This window comes from Ensifer sp. MJa1 (genome assembly GCF_037026475.1).
In the GTDB taxonomy this organism is placed as follows: Bacteria; Pseudomonadota; Alphaproteobacteria; order Rhizobiales; family Rhizobiaceae; genus Ensifer.
Genome location: NZ_JAKUMO010000046.1, coordinates 1 through 15,917 on the forward strand (window position 1 = coordinate 1; position 15,917 = coordinate 15,917).

Genomic DNA, 15,917 nt, shown 5'->3' on the forward strand with positions numbered 1-15,917 from the left:
TGCGGCTGCTGGTCGATGAAGATCAACTGGCTGTTGGCGGGGGTCAGGACTTCGAGTTTAGACATCGCTCTCTCCTCTTTGAGTTGGTTGGGAAGGTCGGGGTCTGTGCCCTGTCTTCGCCGGTCGGTTGTGAACTTGTTTGGTGAGAACAGGTATAGCTCCGCGGATTGTGCCGATAAATTGCAATAATAATTGCGAATGAATTGCGATATTGGAAATAATTGAGGCTGACCCGCAGATGATGTTCTCGATGAGGCACCGGAACCCGAGCCGGATGGCACGGAGCGCTTTGCTTCGACATGACCGCACCCGGGGCACGCCGGACGTTGTTTGGAGAGCGTCTTTCGGCTTCCGATGGAGCCGGCTGAAAGCCCTTTTTCTCGTGCCTTGTCGGGTTTTGCGGTCACTCGAGATTGCTGAAGGCGGTCCGGGATACTTCGTCTCGACACCGCCATGCAGTCGGACACAACAGTAAATTCGAGGCTCTATGCTCCGCGGGGAAGGTCCAACGCGTGGATGTCATCGACATTGATCGCCTGTTGGCGTGGCCGGGCAGGTGAGGGGAGGGCGATGGTGGATCGCAGATCAGTCTTCTCCATTGAGCGCCATCTCGACCATTGTCGGGCGAAATCCTGCCGCAGCAAACAGCCGTCGCGCTGCTTCGTTCGGGTGCGCGGTGGAGAGCACCATCAGGTCTGCTCCACGCCCTTTTAGCTCTCGGACAGCGGCATTGACCAGCATCCGTCCGATGCCTTGATTGCGCATTTCGGGCTCAACAAATAGATCGTGGATGACACCTGCTGGCCCTCGAAGTGCCATGTAGTCAAATCCCTCGAGAGAGGCATACGCGTAACCGAGGATCTTCTTGTGCTGCTCGGCAACGAGGATCGCGACATCGGGCTTTTCGAGCTGACTTCGCAGCCACCGCGCATAAGAGACCTTCGTGTCGGGTCCCGTCGCGATGAACCGCTTGGGGTCCCATTGATGATGCAGCGCCATCAGCAACGTACCGTACGCGCCAAGCATCGGCATATCTTCCTTTCGGGCGGCTCTGATCGTGATCGGCGATGCCATTTTCGCAGCATGATCCATCTATGATGCCGAGCCGTGACCTCCAATCGGTCCGGCCGAAAACCCTTGTATCGTAGATGAAGTACGCCCTGGCTCAAGGTCTCCGACCAGATCAGGGAGAGTTCGGTCTCTCCCCCTGATCCTTCCATACCGAATTCAGCCACGCGATCTTAGTCCACCAATCGCATCGGCGAACAGCGCAAGACGCGGCCCACGCCGTGAGCGCAGCCTTGGCGAGCTTGCCGGTCACGGTCTGTCGCCGCCGCAATGCCAAATGTGCGGACTATTCGATTTTCGCCTTCCGAGACAACTTCCCGCTTTCGTTCAAATCCACGGGTTCACCAAGCGGGGCCGCTGCGATTGATTTGATGTGTTGGGCAAGAGCCGAAAGCTTCTGTGCAATGTCCTGCAGTTCAGATGGCGAGTTTGCGCCTTGGCGCGGTTGCTTGGCGGCAAGATTGTCCACGTTCTCGTCCCCTTGCGACTGGTCTTGAGCACCCAGTATATTTCCAAGTCTGAATATAGGGCCACAACGTTCCGCGCGTTTTTGCCCTGGCGTACAACCGGCGACCTGCTTCGGCATAACCACGGTGTCGGCGGTGCGCGCGCGAAATATTGCTGCTTATGCGTCACACTGGTGCGCCAGTCGTTACAAAAAAGCTGCGCTTGCGAAATAATCTGACGCCATGGGCCGCAGCGCGGCAGTCTCGTGCGTTAGTGCGTGCTAAATCAAGGGAATGCACCGATCTGATACAAACACCACCACGAGCGTCGACGACCTCGTGATGCAATTCAAAGCGGCCCAGTGCCAACTGGGTGAGACGGCTGGCGAGTACGAGACTGATCAATTCCGCTCGCTCGAAGTGAGGATCGAAGAGCTGTTTCAATCCATTGAACGACGCGTGCCGTGCGACGCAGCCGAGTTTCGGGCCATCGCGACGTTCTATCTCGACCTGCTCGAGGACAGTGACGGCGGCTTCAACAAACGGCTTCATGATTGCCTGCGCCAGCTGGTCGACCGGCACATCGCGGATGAACATCCGCACGAGGTTGGAACTGCAAGGGGCTGGCGGCTACAAGGGATGATAGAGGGTTAGACGGAGCAATGAAAAAGGACGGAGAGCGTACGATCTTTGTCGAACTCACCGATGTGGGCACGGCGGACTCCGGCATCTTCACCTGGGATATCATCCGCGACCTCGTCTATGGAGATTCAGCTCTGGCAGAACTCTTCGGCCTTGCCACGAACGAGGTAAGCCAAGGCTTGCCGGTGAAACTGTATCTCGACCGGGTTCATCCAGAAGACAGGCCAGGGCTGGCAAAGACAATCACGGAAACGATCGTGGGTGGACGAGCCCAGCAGTCTTTCTACCGCGTGAAGACGCGAGGTGGTTTCTACGTCTCGGTCGTTGCCTTTGGTCGATGTTTCCAGGATCGGGAGGGTACACCGGTCCTGTATTCCGGCATCGTCGTTCTGGAAAGCGCAACTTCGACAAACGACAACCGGCGGCACTGACGCCGAAGCTTTGTCTGGGGTCGATAACCTATGGTTTTGCGAAACCGGTGGAGAACCAGGGTAAAGTCGCTTCGAAGGTTTTTCCTGAAGCGTTCGGGTGGATAGCTTATAGCGGAACGCGGGCGCTGCGGCACCGTGAGTCGATTGATGGTGGTTCCGAGCTAAACGAATGACACAGCAGTTCGATCTGTTCGTCGCGGGCGACGCGGCAAATCAGAAGGCGGTTGTTTCGCCCGCGAAGCGACATCCTCCAGCCGCGCTCGGCGAAAAGGATATGGTGCGCCTGCTTCGCGAAACCGGGCGTTACCGCATCCTGAAAAAGCTGGAACCGCTTTCTGTCGCGACGTCGCCGCGCCGAGGGTTTCCCCTAAAAGGCGTGATCGTCGATACCGAGACGACTGGCCTCAACCACCGCAAGGACGAGATCATCGAAGTTGGTGTCGTCGCCTTCACATTTGACGATACCGGTTCTATCGGCGATGTCACAGGTGTCTATGGCGGCCTGCAGCAACCGAGTATCCCGATCCCGGCCGAAATCACACGCCTGACCGGTATCACAGACGATATCGTGGCCGGACAGAAGATCGATCTGGCGCAGCTTCAGAGCATCGTCGAGCACGCCGATCTCGTTATCGCGCACAATGCCGGTTTCGATCGACCGTTCTGCGAGGCCCTTTCGCCGGTCTTTGCCGGGAAAGCATGGGCCTGTTCGGTTTCTGAAATCGATTGGGCGCGGCGTGGCTTTGAAGGCACCAAGCTTGGTTATCTGATCGGCCAGGCGGGCTATTTTCATGAAGGGCACCGGGCGGTCGACGATTGTTTCGCCCTGCTCGAGGTTCTTGCGCAAGGACGTGCCGAGGACCAGCGTTCGCCGTTTGCCGAACTTTACGATGCGAGCCAGCAATCGCGCGTTCGCATCTTTGCGGAAAACAGCCCGTTCGACATGAAGGATCACCTGAAAGCGCGTGGCTACCGCTGGTCGGACGGAAGCGACGGCCGGCCGAAGTCCTGGTGGATCGAGCTCGGCGAGGATGCGCTGGACGATGAACTGCATTATCTTCGCTCGGAAATCTATCGGTGGGATGCGGACCCACCGACCAGACATCTTACCGCTTTCGACCGCTTCAGGGCCTGAAGGTCGCTGATATTCTATCGCATCCGAGCTCCGTCGGGCGGGGCGAAGGAGCATTCCCGGCATCCTGTGGCCTATGTCGAGCGCCCCTTGTTGCCGTGAGGTCCCGAACGCGCAGGATCGTGGGCAACAATTTCTGACGTTGCCATGCCAGCTTCCAAGCACGCGCCGATGAAGGCCTCGCGCGCGACGGCAGATGGGACCGAATGGTTCAACGCGCCCCGGCACATGATGACGGATCGTTCATAGCCTTGTCCGTGCCGTACCGGCCATTCATGTTCCAGAAAATCCAGCGCGTCGTAGACCGATGCGAAAATGCGGTTCGTTCCTGACTGTAGACGAACAGATAATGGAACCGCCCAAAGTACCTCAGGAAGGCGCACAATGTCCTCCTTCCGCATGCTAACGGTTTGAAAAAGTTATAAATTATAGGTGAAACTATACAGCTATATGTCCCGTCCTTCAACGTTGATGCAATAGTCATCTCGGAGGGGCGGGCCTAGTACATTCGCTGTACGGATTGCGAAAACGCGGTGACGGAACCCAGTACCGGCCGCTGGCCATGGGTATTGCCGGATCGCCTCGGCGGACTTCGGAAGGACGGTGGAGCCTGTCTGATCGGTGTCGCGCAAAGCGCCTCCGAATAGCGCTTAAGCAGTGATCAGGAATACTCGCGCACTTGTGGCAGGCGCCGGGCGTCAAGAGATCCAGGGGCGTCTTTTGAAGCAAGTTGATATATTAGCGAAGCCGTACCGGAATTGCCGAAAGCGACCTTCCTTGCGGGGGGCTTTGTTCGTATCTGAGTGTATCGGCTTGGCCGATGGAGTTTTTCTTCCCCGCGTCCAGAGAGCCATCTGGGTGCGAGCCTTGCCCCGCCTTCCCGGCGGGGCTTCTTTCAGAACCCTTGCCGTTTGCCCAGAGCCGGAGCGCGACTATTCCTAGCTCAGCCGACAGCGCCAGGGGTCCAACGAATCCTGATCAAGGTGTGAGAAGGCATGAGAAAGCTGGTCGCAGGAAAGCTTCACGGCATCCACGTCACCGAGGCGAACCTCAACTACCATGGGTCGATCACGCTTGATCCGGACCATTGCGAGGAAGCCGGTATTCTGCCGATGGAGTTCGTCGAGATCTGGAACAAGAACTCCGGGGCGCGCATCTCCACCTATGTCATCCTCGGTGAGCGCGGATCCAGGTGTTGCATCCTCAACGGTGCGGCCGCACGGACTTGCCAGCCCGGGGACCAGATCATCATTTGTAACTCGGTCCATCTGGATGAAAGCCGGCTTACCTCTTTAAAGCCGAAGATTCTGACCTTCGACGAGAACAACCATGTGCGAAATCGGCTCAGCTACTCGGTCGGGGTCGATGCATCAGGCAAATACACCTTCGACATCCTCGATGAGGCTGAGACGGCATTGCCGATACCGCTCATGGTGTCCGGCGGCTGACAGGATTCGGGCTTTCCCACGCCGCAGCTCATTTGACAGCGGCCAATGATTGCCGGATCGTTTGGTAGCTTGGTCACCGCGAGAGGCAGGAAACGATCCGCACAGAATCCATAGGCTCAAGGCTCTCGTAGAACTCTCCTGTGCCAGGCACTCAACGCAAATCGGGAGGATGGCATGAGCGACCACGTCTACAAGAAAGTGGAACTCGTTGGGAGTTCCAAGACTTCCGTAACTGAGGCAATCGAGACTGCGATTGCACGCGCCTCAAAGACCATGAGAAATCTCGAATGGTTTGAAGTTGATCAGATTCGGGGGCACATCAAGGATGGTGAAGTCGCTCACTATCAGGTGGTCGTAAAGGTCGGGTTTCGGATCGACGAATGAAAAGCCAGCTTGGCGCCACGGCTACTCGGTTGCCTGGGGCGGCGAATGGCTCACGATGAGCCCCCGGCCAGCGATCCGGGGGCCCGTCCGGTTAGGGACGGCGGCGTTTGGCCGCCGCTGTCAGGGGAACTCGACAAGCTTTCGCGGCGCCCGAAGGAAAGCAGTTCGCGCGTGTAGGGATCAGCCGGCGCGCTGATCACCTCTTTGGTTCTTGCGAACTCGACGACATCGCCGCGCCGCATGACCAGAAGCGTGTCGGAGATATGCGCCACGACCTTCAGGTTATGGGTTACGAAGAGCATCGACAGCCCGTGCCGTTCCTTCAGGTCCGAGAGGAGATTGAGGATCTGTGCCTGCACCGACACGTCGAGCGCCGACGTCGGCTCGTCGAGGATGAGCAGGCTCGGCTCCAGCGCCAGCGCGCGGGCGATCGCCACGCGCTGGGCCTGGCCGCCGGAGAGTTCGCGTGCACGCCGGTCGAGGAAATCGGCGGGTAGCCCGCAGTCGGACAAAAGGCCCGCGATCTTCTTGCGCATGGCCGGGCCCTGCCGGCCGCCTTGCGCCAGGATCGGCTCGGCAAGGATCTCGGCGATGGTCAGGCGCGGGCTCAGGGAGAGGAACGGGTTTTGCAGCACGACCCCGATCTTCTGGCGCTCGCGACGCAAGGCTCTGCCCTTCAGCGCCAGCCAGTCCTGCCCTTCGAGGCGAATTTGCCCGCTTTCGACCGGAAGCAGCCGCAGGATGGCCCGCAGCAGGCTTGTCTTGCCGGAGCCGCTTTCGCCGACGATGCCGAGTGTCTCGCCCCTGGCCAGGCGAAAGCTCGCGCCGTTGACCGCGGGCTTCGGGCGAGCGGCAAAGAGACCGGCGCGGTAGCGGATGATGAGGTTGTCGACGTCCAGTATCGGGGTGGTCATGCCGCGTCCTCCGGCAAATGGCACAGCCAGCGATGCGCGCCACGGCTGCGTGCCGGCGGCGGCGTGACCGTGCACGTCGGCAGCACCTTCGGACATCGGGGCGCAAAGGCGCAGCCTGCGATCGCCGAGCGCGGCGCCGGGATGGAGCCTTCGATCGCCGCAAGCCGCGCGCCCTGCGGCGCTGCGTCGGGAAGTGCGGCGAGCAGGGCGCGGGTATAGGGATGACCGGGGTTCTGCAACACGGCATCGACCGGGCCGGTCTCGATGGAGCGGCCTGCATAGAGCACGGTGGCGCGATCGCACGCTTCGGCGATGACGTCCATGTCGTGGGTGATCATCAAGACGGTGAGCCCGCGCTCGGTCACCAGCCCGCGTAGCAGCGCCAGGACCTGTGCGCCGACCGAGACGTCGAGAGCGGTGGTCGGTTCGTCGGCAATGAGGAAATCGGCCCCGGTTGCCAGTGCCTGGGCGATGACGACGCGTTGCTGCATGCCGCCGGACAGCTGATGCGGATAGCTGCGCAACACCTTCTCCGGATCCGGCAGCCCGGTCGCGGCAAGCAGATCGATCGCCTCCTTGCGCCGGGCTCGGTGCGGCAGGTCGCGATGGGCGCGGATCACATCGTCCATCTGGGTGGCGATGCTGAGCACGGGATTGAGAGCGGCGGCGGGATCCTGGGCGATCATGCCGATCCGCCGTCCACGCAGGTGCGCTGCGTGCTCGCGAAGGTCCTCGCCGTCGAAATGGAACCGTTCGGCAACGATGCGTGCGCCCTTCGGGGCAAGGCCGAGGACCGCCATCCCGGTCATGGTCTTGCCGCAGCCGGATTCGCCGATGACGCCGTGGATCTCGCCGCGCTCGATCTCAAGGCTGACGGCGCGCACCGCGTGAACGTCGCCATCCGATGTCGGGATGCTAACCGAGAGGTTGCGGATATCAAGCAGAGGCACGGGCGGTCCCTCCCTTGCGGTCGCGAAGCGCGTCGCCGAGCACGCTGAACGCGAGCGCGATGACGAAGATGGTCAGGCCCGGCATGGCCGAATACCACCAGCGTGCGGGGAAGAACTTCCGGCCGGCATCGACCATCTGACCCCAGTCCGCGGTCGGCGGCAACACGCCGAGGCCGAGGAAGGAGAGGGCAGCGGCGGTGAGCAGCGCCGGACCGACATCGAGCGCTGCCTGCACGGTGAGCGGCCTGCCGGTCGCCGGCAGGATATGGCGAAGGATGATGCGCCAATGCGAGACTCCGGCGAGCTGTGCCGCCTCGACATAGGGCTGGCCACGCAGCACCAGCACCTCCGCGCGGGCGAGCCGCGCATACCAGGGCCACCAGGTGACCGCGACGGCGATGACGCTGTTGAGAAATCCCGGCCCGAGCGCGGCGGCCATCAACACCGCCAGAAGCAGCGCGGGGAAGGCGAGGAAGACGTCGGTGCCGCGCATCAGCGCCTCGTCGATCCAGCCCCCGAAGTAGCCGGCGGCAAGACCGATCGGCAGTCCGATCAGCAAGGAGAATGCGACGATCAGGATGCCGTTCGTCAGCGAGACGCGGGTGCCGTAGACAATGCGGCTGAGGATGTCCCGGCCAAGATGGTCGGTCCCCAGCCAATAGTCCGCAGAAGGCGGCGAGAGCTTGGCCACGACGTTCGGGCCGCCGGCTCCCTGCAGGGGATAGGGCGCGATCCACGGTGCGAGCGCAGCAAGGAGCACGAAAAATAGGACGATGAAAAGGGCGAGGGTGCCCGGCCAGCCGAGGCGTTGGATGAGCTTCTTCATGACAGCGCCACCCGTGGGTCGACAAGGGCCTGGGTTATATCGATCAAGAGGTTCATCACGACATAGCAGATCGTCACGACCATCGTGACCGCCGCGATGACCGGGAAGTCCTTGGCGAGGATCGCTTCGGAGACGTAGCGGCCGAGACCCGGCCAGGCGAAGATGATCTCGATGAGCACTGCGCCGGTCAGGGCATAGGCGAAGGAGAGGCCGATCACCGTCAGAGCCGGTCCCATGGCATTCGGCAGCGCGTGACCGAACAGGATGCGCGGTTCGGAAAGGCCGAGTGCTCGGGCAGCAAGGATATGCCGGCGCTCGAGGATCTCGATGATCGCCGAGCGGGTCAGCCGCATGGCGACGCCGGCAGGATAGGAAGCGAGTGTCAACGCCGGCAGGATCAGGTGTGTCAGGGCGTCGCCGAATGCGTCGAGACGGCCGGCGATGAGTGCGTCGATCAGGTTGAACCCGGTTACCATCGGCAACGGCGCCGCAATCGCGATTTCTCTGGAAAGCCGGCCTGAAAGCGGCAGGATGCCAAGCCATTGCGCAAAGATGAGTTGAAGGATCATCGCCAGGAAAAAGGTCGGCATGGCGACGGCCGCGATGGAGCCGAAACTGCAGGCCCTGTCTGTCCATCCGCCTTGCCGCGCCGCGGCGATGACGCCGAGCGGAATGCCGATCAGGAGTGCGAGACCGGTCGAAAAGATGGCGAGCTCCAGAGTGGCCGGAAGATAGGCTCTGAGATCGTCTGCGATGAGGCGCCTGGACTTGTAGGAAATCCCGAAATCTGCGGACGCCATGGCGCCGGCGAACGTCGCGAAGCGGGCGGGAAGAGGCGCGTCGAGATTAAGCTCCTGGCGCGCCTTCTCGATCTGCTCAGCCGTAGGACGCGGGCCCGCATAGAGCGCTGCGGGGTCCGACGGAACGACCTGTGCCACCACGAAGACCAGGAAGGTCACCCCCACCAGGACGAAGGCGGAGAGGAACGTGCGGCGCAGGATGTAGCGTAGAAGTTCCATCAGACCCCCCGCGTGCCCTACCGGCTCAGTTCGTTGACGAAGGTGATGTGCCCGTAAGCCGGGTTGTCAGCATAACCCTTGATGTCCGCACGGATGATGTGGACGTTCGGCTGGTCGAGCATGAAGATCGCTGCCGCGTCCTCGATGATCCTGCGCTGCGCTTCGATGAACAGCGCTTCGGCCTTGGCGCGGTCGGTGCCCGAGAGCTTGGCCGCTTCATCGATCTTGGCATCCACCTCCGGGTTGGAATAGTAGCCGAGATTGAAATTCGGCTTCTCTTCGCTGCGGAACAGGTTGAACAGATAGTCGTAAGGGGTGACGAAGGTCGGCCACCAGAACATGACGAAAATGTCCTGTGCGGCCTCGGGGTTTGACTTGCCGAGTTGCCACTGTGCCTCCCACGCCATCGGCTGCAGCTTCAGCGTGATGCCGAGCGTTTCGAGATTAGCCTTCCAGAGTTCGCCGGCGACCGCCTCGATCGCCTGGGACGTGGAATAGGTCATCACCAGTTCCAGGCCCGGCTCGATACCCTCTTCGGCAAGCAATGCCTTGGCGGCTTCCAGATCGGTCTTCGGGATCGGCGCATTGGCGTCGTGGCCCCAAATGCCGGCCGGCACGACGCCCTTGGCGCGCGTGCCGAAACCGCTCGTTCCCGCCGCGATCACATCGTCATAGGGAAAGGCGAGCGACAGGGCCTGACGCACCTTCACCTTGTCGAGCGGCGCCCGCTTCACATTGTAGAGGCCGAACAGCGTTTCGAAGGAAGGGTTCACGACCACGTTCAGGTCGGGATTGGACTTCAATGCCTCAAGATTTTCGTAGGGAAGGCTGTAGGTCCAGTCGGCCTGGCCGCTCTCGATCATGTTCTGGGCGAGCGTCGCATCCTCGACGATCTCGAACGATATCGTCTGGAAGGCGCCATCCGGCACCTTGCCCCAATAGCCTTCGACCCGGTCGAGAACGGCGCGCTGGCCGGGCTCGTAGCGCGAGATCTTGAACGCTCCGGTCCCTGCATCGTTGCCGGTGTTGAACCAGGACGCTTCCTTGCCGTGCGAGGAAGGGGCGTAGATCCAGGCGGCGAAGCCAGCTGACGCGATGAGGTCGAGCGGTTGCGGCTCGGAGAGCACGAAGACCACCTTCAGCGGTTCCGGCGTTTCGATGGAGGAAACCGGGCCCCAGATGAAGGAGGCGCCGCCACCGATCTTCTTGGTCCGTTCGATCGAGCCTTTCACCGCCTGCGACGTCAGCGGGCTGCCGTCATGGAACTTGACGCCATCGCGAAGGGTGAACGTCCAGGTCTTGCCGTCGGCACTGACCTCCCAGGACGTGGCGAGCAGCGGCTCGATCCTGGCTTCCGCGGAGTCCGTTGCCGGAATATAGCGCGTCAGACCTTCGTAGACATTGGCAAGCACCGCGCCGTCGTTGGAAAACGAAGTGGCCGGGTCCAGCTCCGGAAAGCTCGTCGGATAGGCGAGCGTGAAGATGCTGCTCGTGCCCTCAGCCATCGCGAAGTTCCAGCGCGACGCGGCGGCTGTGGCGAGAGCGGTGAGGGCAGCGGCTTTCAGGAAATTGCGGCGGTTCATGTCGGGCTCCCAAATCGAGTTCTGGAGGGGCGGACGCTTAGGCGTCTTCTTTGTAATGGGGTACGGCAGGCGCATCCGCAGACACGCCCATGGGCACGAAGTCGAAATCGTAGCCAAAGGCGCGCGGGCCGACGGAGGCGAGCGCGATCTCGCTGCGAAGCAGGACCGGTGCCGGCATGGAGAGGACGTCGATGCGCAGGCCGTAGCGCAGTTCTTCCGTGCCGATCGCCCGTCCGGTCTCCGAGTCCACGATGCAGATCAGGTCCGGCACCATGGTGATGATCTCTTCGCCTTCGCGCGCGATCAGATATTCGTTCTGGATGTCGACGGTCAGCGTGCGGCCAGCATCTGTGTCCAGCCCCGCAACGGTGAGCTTGCCGCGGGTGAAGCCCGCCATGACGCGGCGACTGATATCGGTCACCTTGCCGCGCATCAGCCGCACGCCACCGGACTGCTTCAAAATGGCCTCGACCGGATCCTCCTTGGCCGCGCGTGCGTTCATCACCGCGTCCCCGAGGCTCCAGGCCTGGCTGGTGGTGTGGGGCACGCCGAAACGGCGGACGAATTCACCCGACATCGGCGCCGTCGTCATCAGCGCCGTGCATCCCATGGCGATGGTGCTGGCGCGCAGCAGCTTTTCCAGCATCTTCGGCGTGGTGGCGTCGGTAACGACGAGCACGTTGCCGTCGGCGTCGGCGAGCGCTGCCGGCTGCACGGCCTGGCCGTGGATAAAGAATGTCGTCATCTGCACTTCCGGGAAGGCCCGCCCCATGCCGTCGGCATCGACGACCGGCAGGTCGACCATTGCTGCCGTCAGCATCGGCGCGATGCCGTTGCCGCCACCGACTTCGTCACCGAGCAGGGCATCGACCTTGCGGCCCAAATGCCGTTCGAGCGCGTTCAGAAGGCGAACACCCTCGCTGCCTTCGGGGATCTTTTCGATGCCCACGGTCGGGGCACCGATGCCGCCGATACCCAGGATCTGGGCATCCGGCGCCATGTCGGCCGGCCGCACCATGCGAATGCGCTTGCCTTCGCGCAGGAGCGCCTTGGCGCGCAGCAGGCCGTGATAGGTGCTGCCGCCGCCGCCGGTGCCCAGAATGCCGCAGCCGATGGCGATGCGATCGATATCCGCTTCGCTGAGCGTCCAGTACTTCATGCCCGCAACTCCCCAATCACTTTCGCAGCGACGCGAACGGCATTGCCGGGCAGGTAGGCCAGCGGCGTCTCTTCGATTTCGGCAAGGGTGGTGGTCTCGGCATCGGCGCCGGCCTCGACTGCGCGCGCCCGTGCCTCCGCAACGATGGATTTGAGTGCGATTTCCCGTGTGGTGCCTTCCAGCGAAACGACGCTGTCCACCTCGCCCGACACTTGCGCGATTGCCGCACCGATGGCGTTCGCCGAACCGAAATGATCCGGCTTCAGCGAAACGGAGGTTCCCTCCAGCAGTCCCTCGACCAGCACCGAGCCGCCGCCGACAAGAATGGCGGGGATCGGATCGGCGCTTGGCTTCATGCGGTCGAGCACCGTTTCGATGCTGGCCCTCATCTGCGCCAGCAGCTGCTGCGCGAATTCCGGCGTGATATGGTTGAGACGGTTGCGGTCGCCAAGGTCGGCGAGGCCGGCGGCAACGGCGATATCGGTTGCCGTCAAAGTGTCGCCGCCGAAGCAGAGGGCCTTTTCCGGAAGGCGGAAACCGACCGAATCCGGGCCGATCGTCGAAGACGCGCCCGGGCGCACGATGCTGCCGCCGCCAAGGCCGAAGGAATAGACATCAGGCACGCGGAAATTGGTCGGCACGCCGCCGATCTCCGCGCCCTCGCTGCGGGTGCGCGGGAAGCCGGCGACCAGCATACCGATATCCGTGGTGGTGCCGCCGATGTCGATGACCGCAGCGTCGGAGAGCCCGGTGAGGAACGCCGCGCCACGCATGGAGTTGGTCGGTCCGGAGGCGATCGTGAAGACCGGATAACGTTCGGCGAACTCGGCCGCCATCAGCGTGCCGTCGTTCTGTGTCAGGTAGAGCGGGCAGGTGAGGCCGAGCTCGGCGAAGGCCGAGCGGAAGGCGCCAACCGTCTCACGCCCGAGTGTATGGAGGCTCGCGTTGAGAATGGTCGCATTTTCGCGGGGCAGGAGGCCGGTGCGACCGACGCGGTGCGACAGGCTGATTGCCGCCCCCGGCATTTCCTCGGCAACGATTTCCGCCGCGTCGTTTTCCATTTTCGGATCGACCAGTGCGAAGACCGAGCAGATCGCAACGGCCAAGATGCCACGCGCTCGCCAATCGCGGCACGCTGCGCGGATCGCGAACTCATCGAGCGGTGCAATCTCCGAACCGTCATAGTTGACGCCGCCGCCAACGAGCGCGGCACCGCCGTCGACGATCGGGCGAAGCGTGTCGGGCCAGTCGATCATTGGCGGCAGCGAGCGCGTCGCCGCGCCGCAAAGCCTGAGCACGCCGACCTTTTCAAGATGCCGGCCCTCGACGATGGCATTGAGGAAATGCGTCGTGCCGATCATCACCGCATTGACCGCACCGGCAGAAACGCCGGCTTCGGCCAGCACCGTACGGATCGCTGCGCTGACGCCCGATGTCACGTCCGCTGTGGTCGAGGATTTTACCGTGGCCAGGACCTTGTCGCCGCGCAGCAGCGCCGCGTCCGTATTGGTACCGCCGACATCCACTCCAATACGAAGCATGGTCTATCCCTTTTTCTTGCCGCCGAGGTCCGTGCCGCGGCTGATCGCGGTCGTCCTCGTGCCGAATACCTTGTAGAGGCGCAGCACGACCGAGCTCGTGACGCGCTTGACGCCGGGCAGTTTGCCCAGTTCCTGATCGATGAATTCAAGCAATGCGGCATGGTCGGAAACGAAGAGCGAAGCGCTGAGGTTCGCCGTGCCGCTCGTGGCGGCGAGGTAGCCAATCTCGTCGTATTCGGCGAGCAGGATGGCGACCTCCTCCTGCTTGCCCGGCTCGACCTCGATCAGAAGCTCGACCTGAACGTCGCGTCCAAGTGCTACCGGATCGGGAATGGCGCCGATGACGATCATCTTTTCCTGCAGCAGTCCGGCGATGCGGTTGCGGATCGTGCGCTCCGAGACGCTGCCGATCCGGCCGGCGATTTCGGCAGCCGAAAGGCGCCCGTCTTCGGAGAGATAGCGGATAATCTCGCGGTCCAGATCATCGACGAGGTAGCGTTGGGTCATTGCCGGTTCCGTTTCAGCCTTGTTGAGGCGAGTAAATTTCCGAAACGGAATTGTGTCAAGAATATTTCAGTCGATGCCGGCGATTATTTCCAAATATATCCTGAATGTGGCTCTTTATATGCATGGCGTTGCCGAATCGGCATTCAGGGTCGAAACGTTGTCGGCGCACATCCCGCTCTGCCGGGGAACCGAAACACGAGCTGGAGCAGAGCGCTTCGGACAGGCGCGGTCGGTTCGCTTCTCCTTAAGGCCCCGCAGCAAATGCCTTTACCGGCGATTCCTTCAGCCATAGATTTTTTCGCGGATGCAATCGGCGCCCGTGGGGGTCAATCGCGCAACGGTGGAGGGAGTGGTGACGGAATTCACCTGGTTGAACGAGCCTCGGGACTGGAATGTCGAAGACGGCGTGCTGACACTCACGACGGAGGCGAACACCGATTTCTGGCAGGCGACCTTCTATGGCTTCCGGCGCCATTCCGGGCACGCCAGATTGCAGCCGGTGGGCGGAGACTTTTCCGCGTCGGTTGTCGTGCGCGGCGATTATCGGGAGCTCTACGATCAGGCCGGGCTCCTGCTCATCATTGACGAAACCCATTGGCTGAAGACCGGCATCGAATTCACCGATGGCCTGATGCATTTTTCGGTTGTTGTCACGAATGGAACATCGGACTGGTCAGTCATCCCGCTGCCGCAAGCGCAGTCGGATGCCGAAGTGCATATCCGAGTGACGCGGCATGACGCGGCGGTCAGGATCCAGTTCCACCTTGGCAGTGGCGTTTGGCAGATGGCGCGCCTATGCCCGTTTTCTCACTGCGATGCGCAGATTGGAGCCATGGCTTGCTCTCCCGAGCGTGAGGGCTTCACCGCATGCTTCGAAGCATTCACCCTCGGACCTGCGATACCGCGCGACCTGCACAGCGCATAGAAGGTCGAAGCGTCGGCAATCAGCCGGTCTTTTCAAGGATCCTGCGTGCCCGTTCGATGATCGGGGTGTCCACCATGCGATCGCCCAGCTTGAAGGCGGCCCTGCCCTCGACCGCCGCGGCCTCAGCGGCCTCGACCACTGAACGGGCCCAGGCGACCTTTTCCTTGGACGGAGAGAACGCAGCGTTCATAATGGCGACCGCAGAAGGGTGAATGCAGGTCGCTCCGTCAAAACCGTGACTGCTTGCTTCGCGTGCAGCCAGTTCGAGGGCATCGCGATCCTGATAGTCGGCAATGGTCGTCAGGGTGCCGAACGACAGCTTGCCTTCGGCCTTCGCCGCCAGATGAACCAACAGCTTGGGTAAACGCAAGACCTCCGGAAGCGGGTCGGCGCCCATGCCGGTTGCGAGATCTTCCCCACCGGTCAAGAGGCCGAGCACGCGTTGGTGGCGTGCGATTGATCGCGCCTCCAGCACGGCGCCTGCATCCTCCAGCATCGCCAAGAAATGGAGCGGCTCGCGCGCGCCTTTGCGCTCCTCCCCGTCAAGCCAATCGGCAAGTTCGCTGAGCGAACCGGCTGCGCTCGTCTTCGGAACGAAGAGCCCGAAAGCGCCGGCGCGGCAAGCAGCCACTGCATCGTCCTTCTGCAATTCCGGCTCGGCGTTGACACGGACAAAGACCTTGCCGCCGTTTCGGCCGACAGCGGGTATCGCCTCGAGCAACTTCGCGCGGGCCGTCAACTTTTCCTCCGGCAGAACGGAGTCTTCGAGGTCGAGGACAATCGCGTCGGCACCCCGCTCGTGCGCCTTTGCGATGAAGCGTTCGGAGTTCCCCGGAACGTAGAGCAGCGATCGCAGCCTCATGCTGCCTTACCTCTTTTCAACGCGCCCGCGTGGATGAGAAGCTGCCCGGGCGCAGGTGATGCGGATATGGTTGTCATGCT

General features: G+C 62.1%; 19 protein-coding genes. 5 read left to right on the forward strand and 14 right to left on the reverse strand.

The annotated features are described in order from the left end of the window. From MKZ91_RS30985 to MKZ91_RS31000, 4 genes are all read right to left on the reverse strand, one after another. Window positions 1–407, reverse strand: a 407-nt coding sequence (locus MKZ91_RS30985) for a hypothetical protein (RefSeq protein ID WP_336174840.1), incomplete at its 3' end; no start/stop codon positions are given. A 178-nt stretch (window positions 408–585) separates the two neighbouring features. Next, window positions 586–1,074 (reverse strand): GNAT family N-acetyltransferase, encoded by a 489-nt coding sequence (locus MKZ91_RS30990; RefSeq protein ID WP_336174841.1) that lies wholly within the window; start codon window positions 1,072–1,074, stop codon window positions 586–588. Window positions 1,075–1,354: 280 nt separating this feature from the next. Beyond that, window positions 1,355–1,537, reverse strand: a complete 183-nt coding sequence (locus tag MKZ91_RS30995) for a hypothetical protein (protein ID WP_336174842.1) — start codon at window positions 1,535–1,537, stop codon at window positions 1,355–1,357. 163 nt (window positions 1,538–1,700) lie between these two features. Next, a complete protein-coding gene (locus MKZ91_RS31000) occupies window positions 1,701–2,111 on the reverse strand; it encodes a hypothetical protein (RefSeq protein ID WP_336174843.1) in 411 nt (136 codons plus the stop codon). 65 nt (window positions 2,112–2,176) lie between these two features. Between MKZ91_RS31000 and MKZ91_RS31005 the strand changes: the two genes are divergently transcribed. Further along, window positions 2,177–2,587, forward strand: coding sequence for a PAS domain-containing protein (locus MKZ91_RS31005; RefSeq protein WP_336174844.1), 411 nt, complete (start codon window positions 2,177–2,179; stop codon window positions 2,585–2,587). A 169-nt stretch (window positions 2,588–2,756) separates the two neighbouring features. Then, window positions 2,757–3,722, forward strand: coding sequence for a 3'-5' exonuclease (locus MKZ91_RS31010; protein WP_336174845.1), 966 nt, complete (start codon window positions 2,757–2,759; stop codon window positions 3,720–3,722). A gap of 71 nt (window positions 3,723–3,793) precedes the next feature. Here MKZ91_RS31010 and MKZ91_RS31015 read toward each other — a convergent pair whose 3' ends face one another. Beyond that, the gene (locus tag MKZ91_RS31015; protein WP_336174846.1) at window positions 3,794–4,102 is read right to left on the reverse strand and encodes a DUF982 domain-containing protein; all 309 of its coding nucleotides are present in this window, start codon (window positions 4,100–4,102) and stop codon (window positions 3,794–3,796) included. A 612-nt stretch (window positions 4,103–4,714) separates the two neighbouring features. Here MKZ91_RS31015 and panD point away from each other — a divergent pair. Together panD and MKZ91_RS31025 are read left to right on the forward strand one after the other, a co-directional pair. Beyond that, window positions 4,715–5,167, forward strand: a complete 453-nt coding sequence (gene panD, locus MKZ91_RS31020) for an aspartate 1-decarboxylase (RefSeq protein ID WP_336174848.1) — start codon at window positions 4,715–4,717, stop codon at window positions 5,165–5,167. A 174-nt stretch (window positions 5,168–5,341) separates the two neighbouring features. Continuing rightward, entirely contained in the window at window positions 5,342–5,551 is a 210-nt protein-coding gene (locus MKZ91_RS31025) for a dodecin (protein ID WP_336174849.1), read from the forward strand. Window positions 5,552–5,601: 50 nt separating this feature from the next. Here MKZ91_RS31025 and MKZ91_RS31030 read toward each other — a convergent pair whose 3' ends face one another. Genes MKZ91_RS31030 through MKZ91_RS31065 form a run of 8 tightly spaced genes read right to left on the reverse strand, consistent with a single transcriptional unit; the run spans window position 5,602 to window position 14,050 of the window. Beyond that, on the reverse strand, window positions 5,602–6,465 hold the full coding sequence (locus MKZ91_RS31030) for an ABC transporter ATP-binding protein (RefSeq protein ID WP_336174850.1): 864 nt from the start codon (window positions 6,463–6,465) through the stop codon (window positions 5,602–5,604). Then, complete coding sequence (locus MKZ91_RS31035; protein WP_336174851.1) at window positions 6,462–7,415, reverse strand: ABC transporter ATP-binding protein; 954 nt, start codon at window positions 7,413–7,415, stop codon at window positions 6,462–6,464. The genes MKZ91_RS31030 and MKZ91_RS31035 overlap by 4 nt, the downstream gene beginning before the upstream one ends. Continuing rightward, on the reverse strand, window positions 7,402–8,241 hold the full coding sequence (locus MKZ91_RS31040; protein ID WP_336174852.1) for an ABC transporter permease: 840 nt from the start codon (window positions 8,239–8,241) through the stop codon (window positions 7,402–7,404). The genes MKZ91_RS31035 and MKZ91_RS31040 overlap by 14 nt, the downstream gene beginning before the upstream one ends. Further along, entirely contained in the window at window positions 8,238–9,260 is a 1,023-nt protein-coding gene (locus tag MKZ91_RS31045; RefSeq protein WP_336174853.1) for an ABC transporter permease, read from the reverse strand. The genes MKZ91_RS31040 and MKZ91_RS31045 overlap by 4 nt, the downstream gene beginning before the upstream one ends. Window positions 9,261–9,277: 17 nt before the next feature. Next, window positions 9,278–10,843, reverse strand: a complete 1,566-nt coding sequence (locus tag MKZ91_RS31050; RefSeq protein WP_336174854.1) for an ABC transporter substrate-binding protein — start codon at window positions 10,841–10,843, stop codon at window positions 9,278–9,280. 37 nt (window positions 10,844–10,880) lie between these two features. Then, a complete protein-coding gene (locus MKZ91_RS31055; RefSeq protein ID WP_336174855.1) occupies window positions 10,881–12,002 on the reverse strand; it encodes a DUF917 domain-containing protein in 1,122 nt (373 codons plus the stop codon). Next, window positions 11,999–13,543, reverse strand: a complete 1,545-nt coding sequence (locus MKZ91_RS31060; RefSeq protein ID WP_336174856.1) for a hydantoinase/oxoprolinase family protein — start codon at window positions 13,541–13,543, stop codon at window positions 11,999–12,001. Before MKZ91_RS31060 ends, MKZ91_RS31055 begins: the two co-directional genes overlap by 4 nt. Window positions 13,544–13,546: 3 nt before the next feature. After that, window positions 13,547–14,050 carry an Lrp/AsnC family transcriptional regulator gene (locus MKZ91_RS31065; protein WP_336174858.1) on the reverse strand — a complete coding sequence of 168 codons (504 nt, stop codon included), beginning with the start codon at window positions 14,048–14,050 and terminating at the stop codon, window positions 13,547–13,549. Between the two features lie 349 nt (window positions 14,051–14,399). Here MKZ91_RS31065 and MKZ91_RS31070 point away from each other — a divergent pair, with 349 nt between their 5' ends. Further along, the gene (locus MKZ91_RS31070) at window positions 14,400–14,975 is read left to right on the forward strand and encodes a DUF1349 domain-containing protein (protein ID WP_336174860.1); all 576 of its coding nucleotides are present in this window, start codon (window positions 14,400–14,402) and stop codon (window positions 14,973–14,975) included. Window positions 14,976–14,994: 19 nt separating this feature from the next. On the opposite strand, the gene MKZ91_RS31075 is transcribed toward MKZ91_RS31070, so the two are convergent. Next, a complete protein-coding gene (locus tag MKZ91_RS31075) occupies window positions 14,995–15,837 on the reverse strand; it encodes an HpcH/HpaI aldolase/citrate lyase family protein (protein WP_336174863.1) in 843 nt (280 codons plus the stop codon). Between the last annotated feature and the right edge of the window lie 80 nt (window positions 15,838–15,917).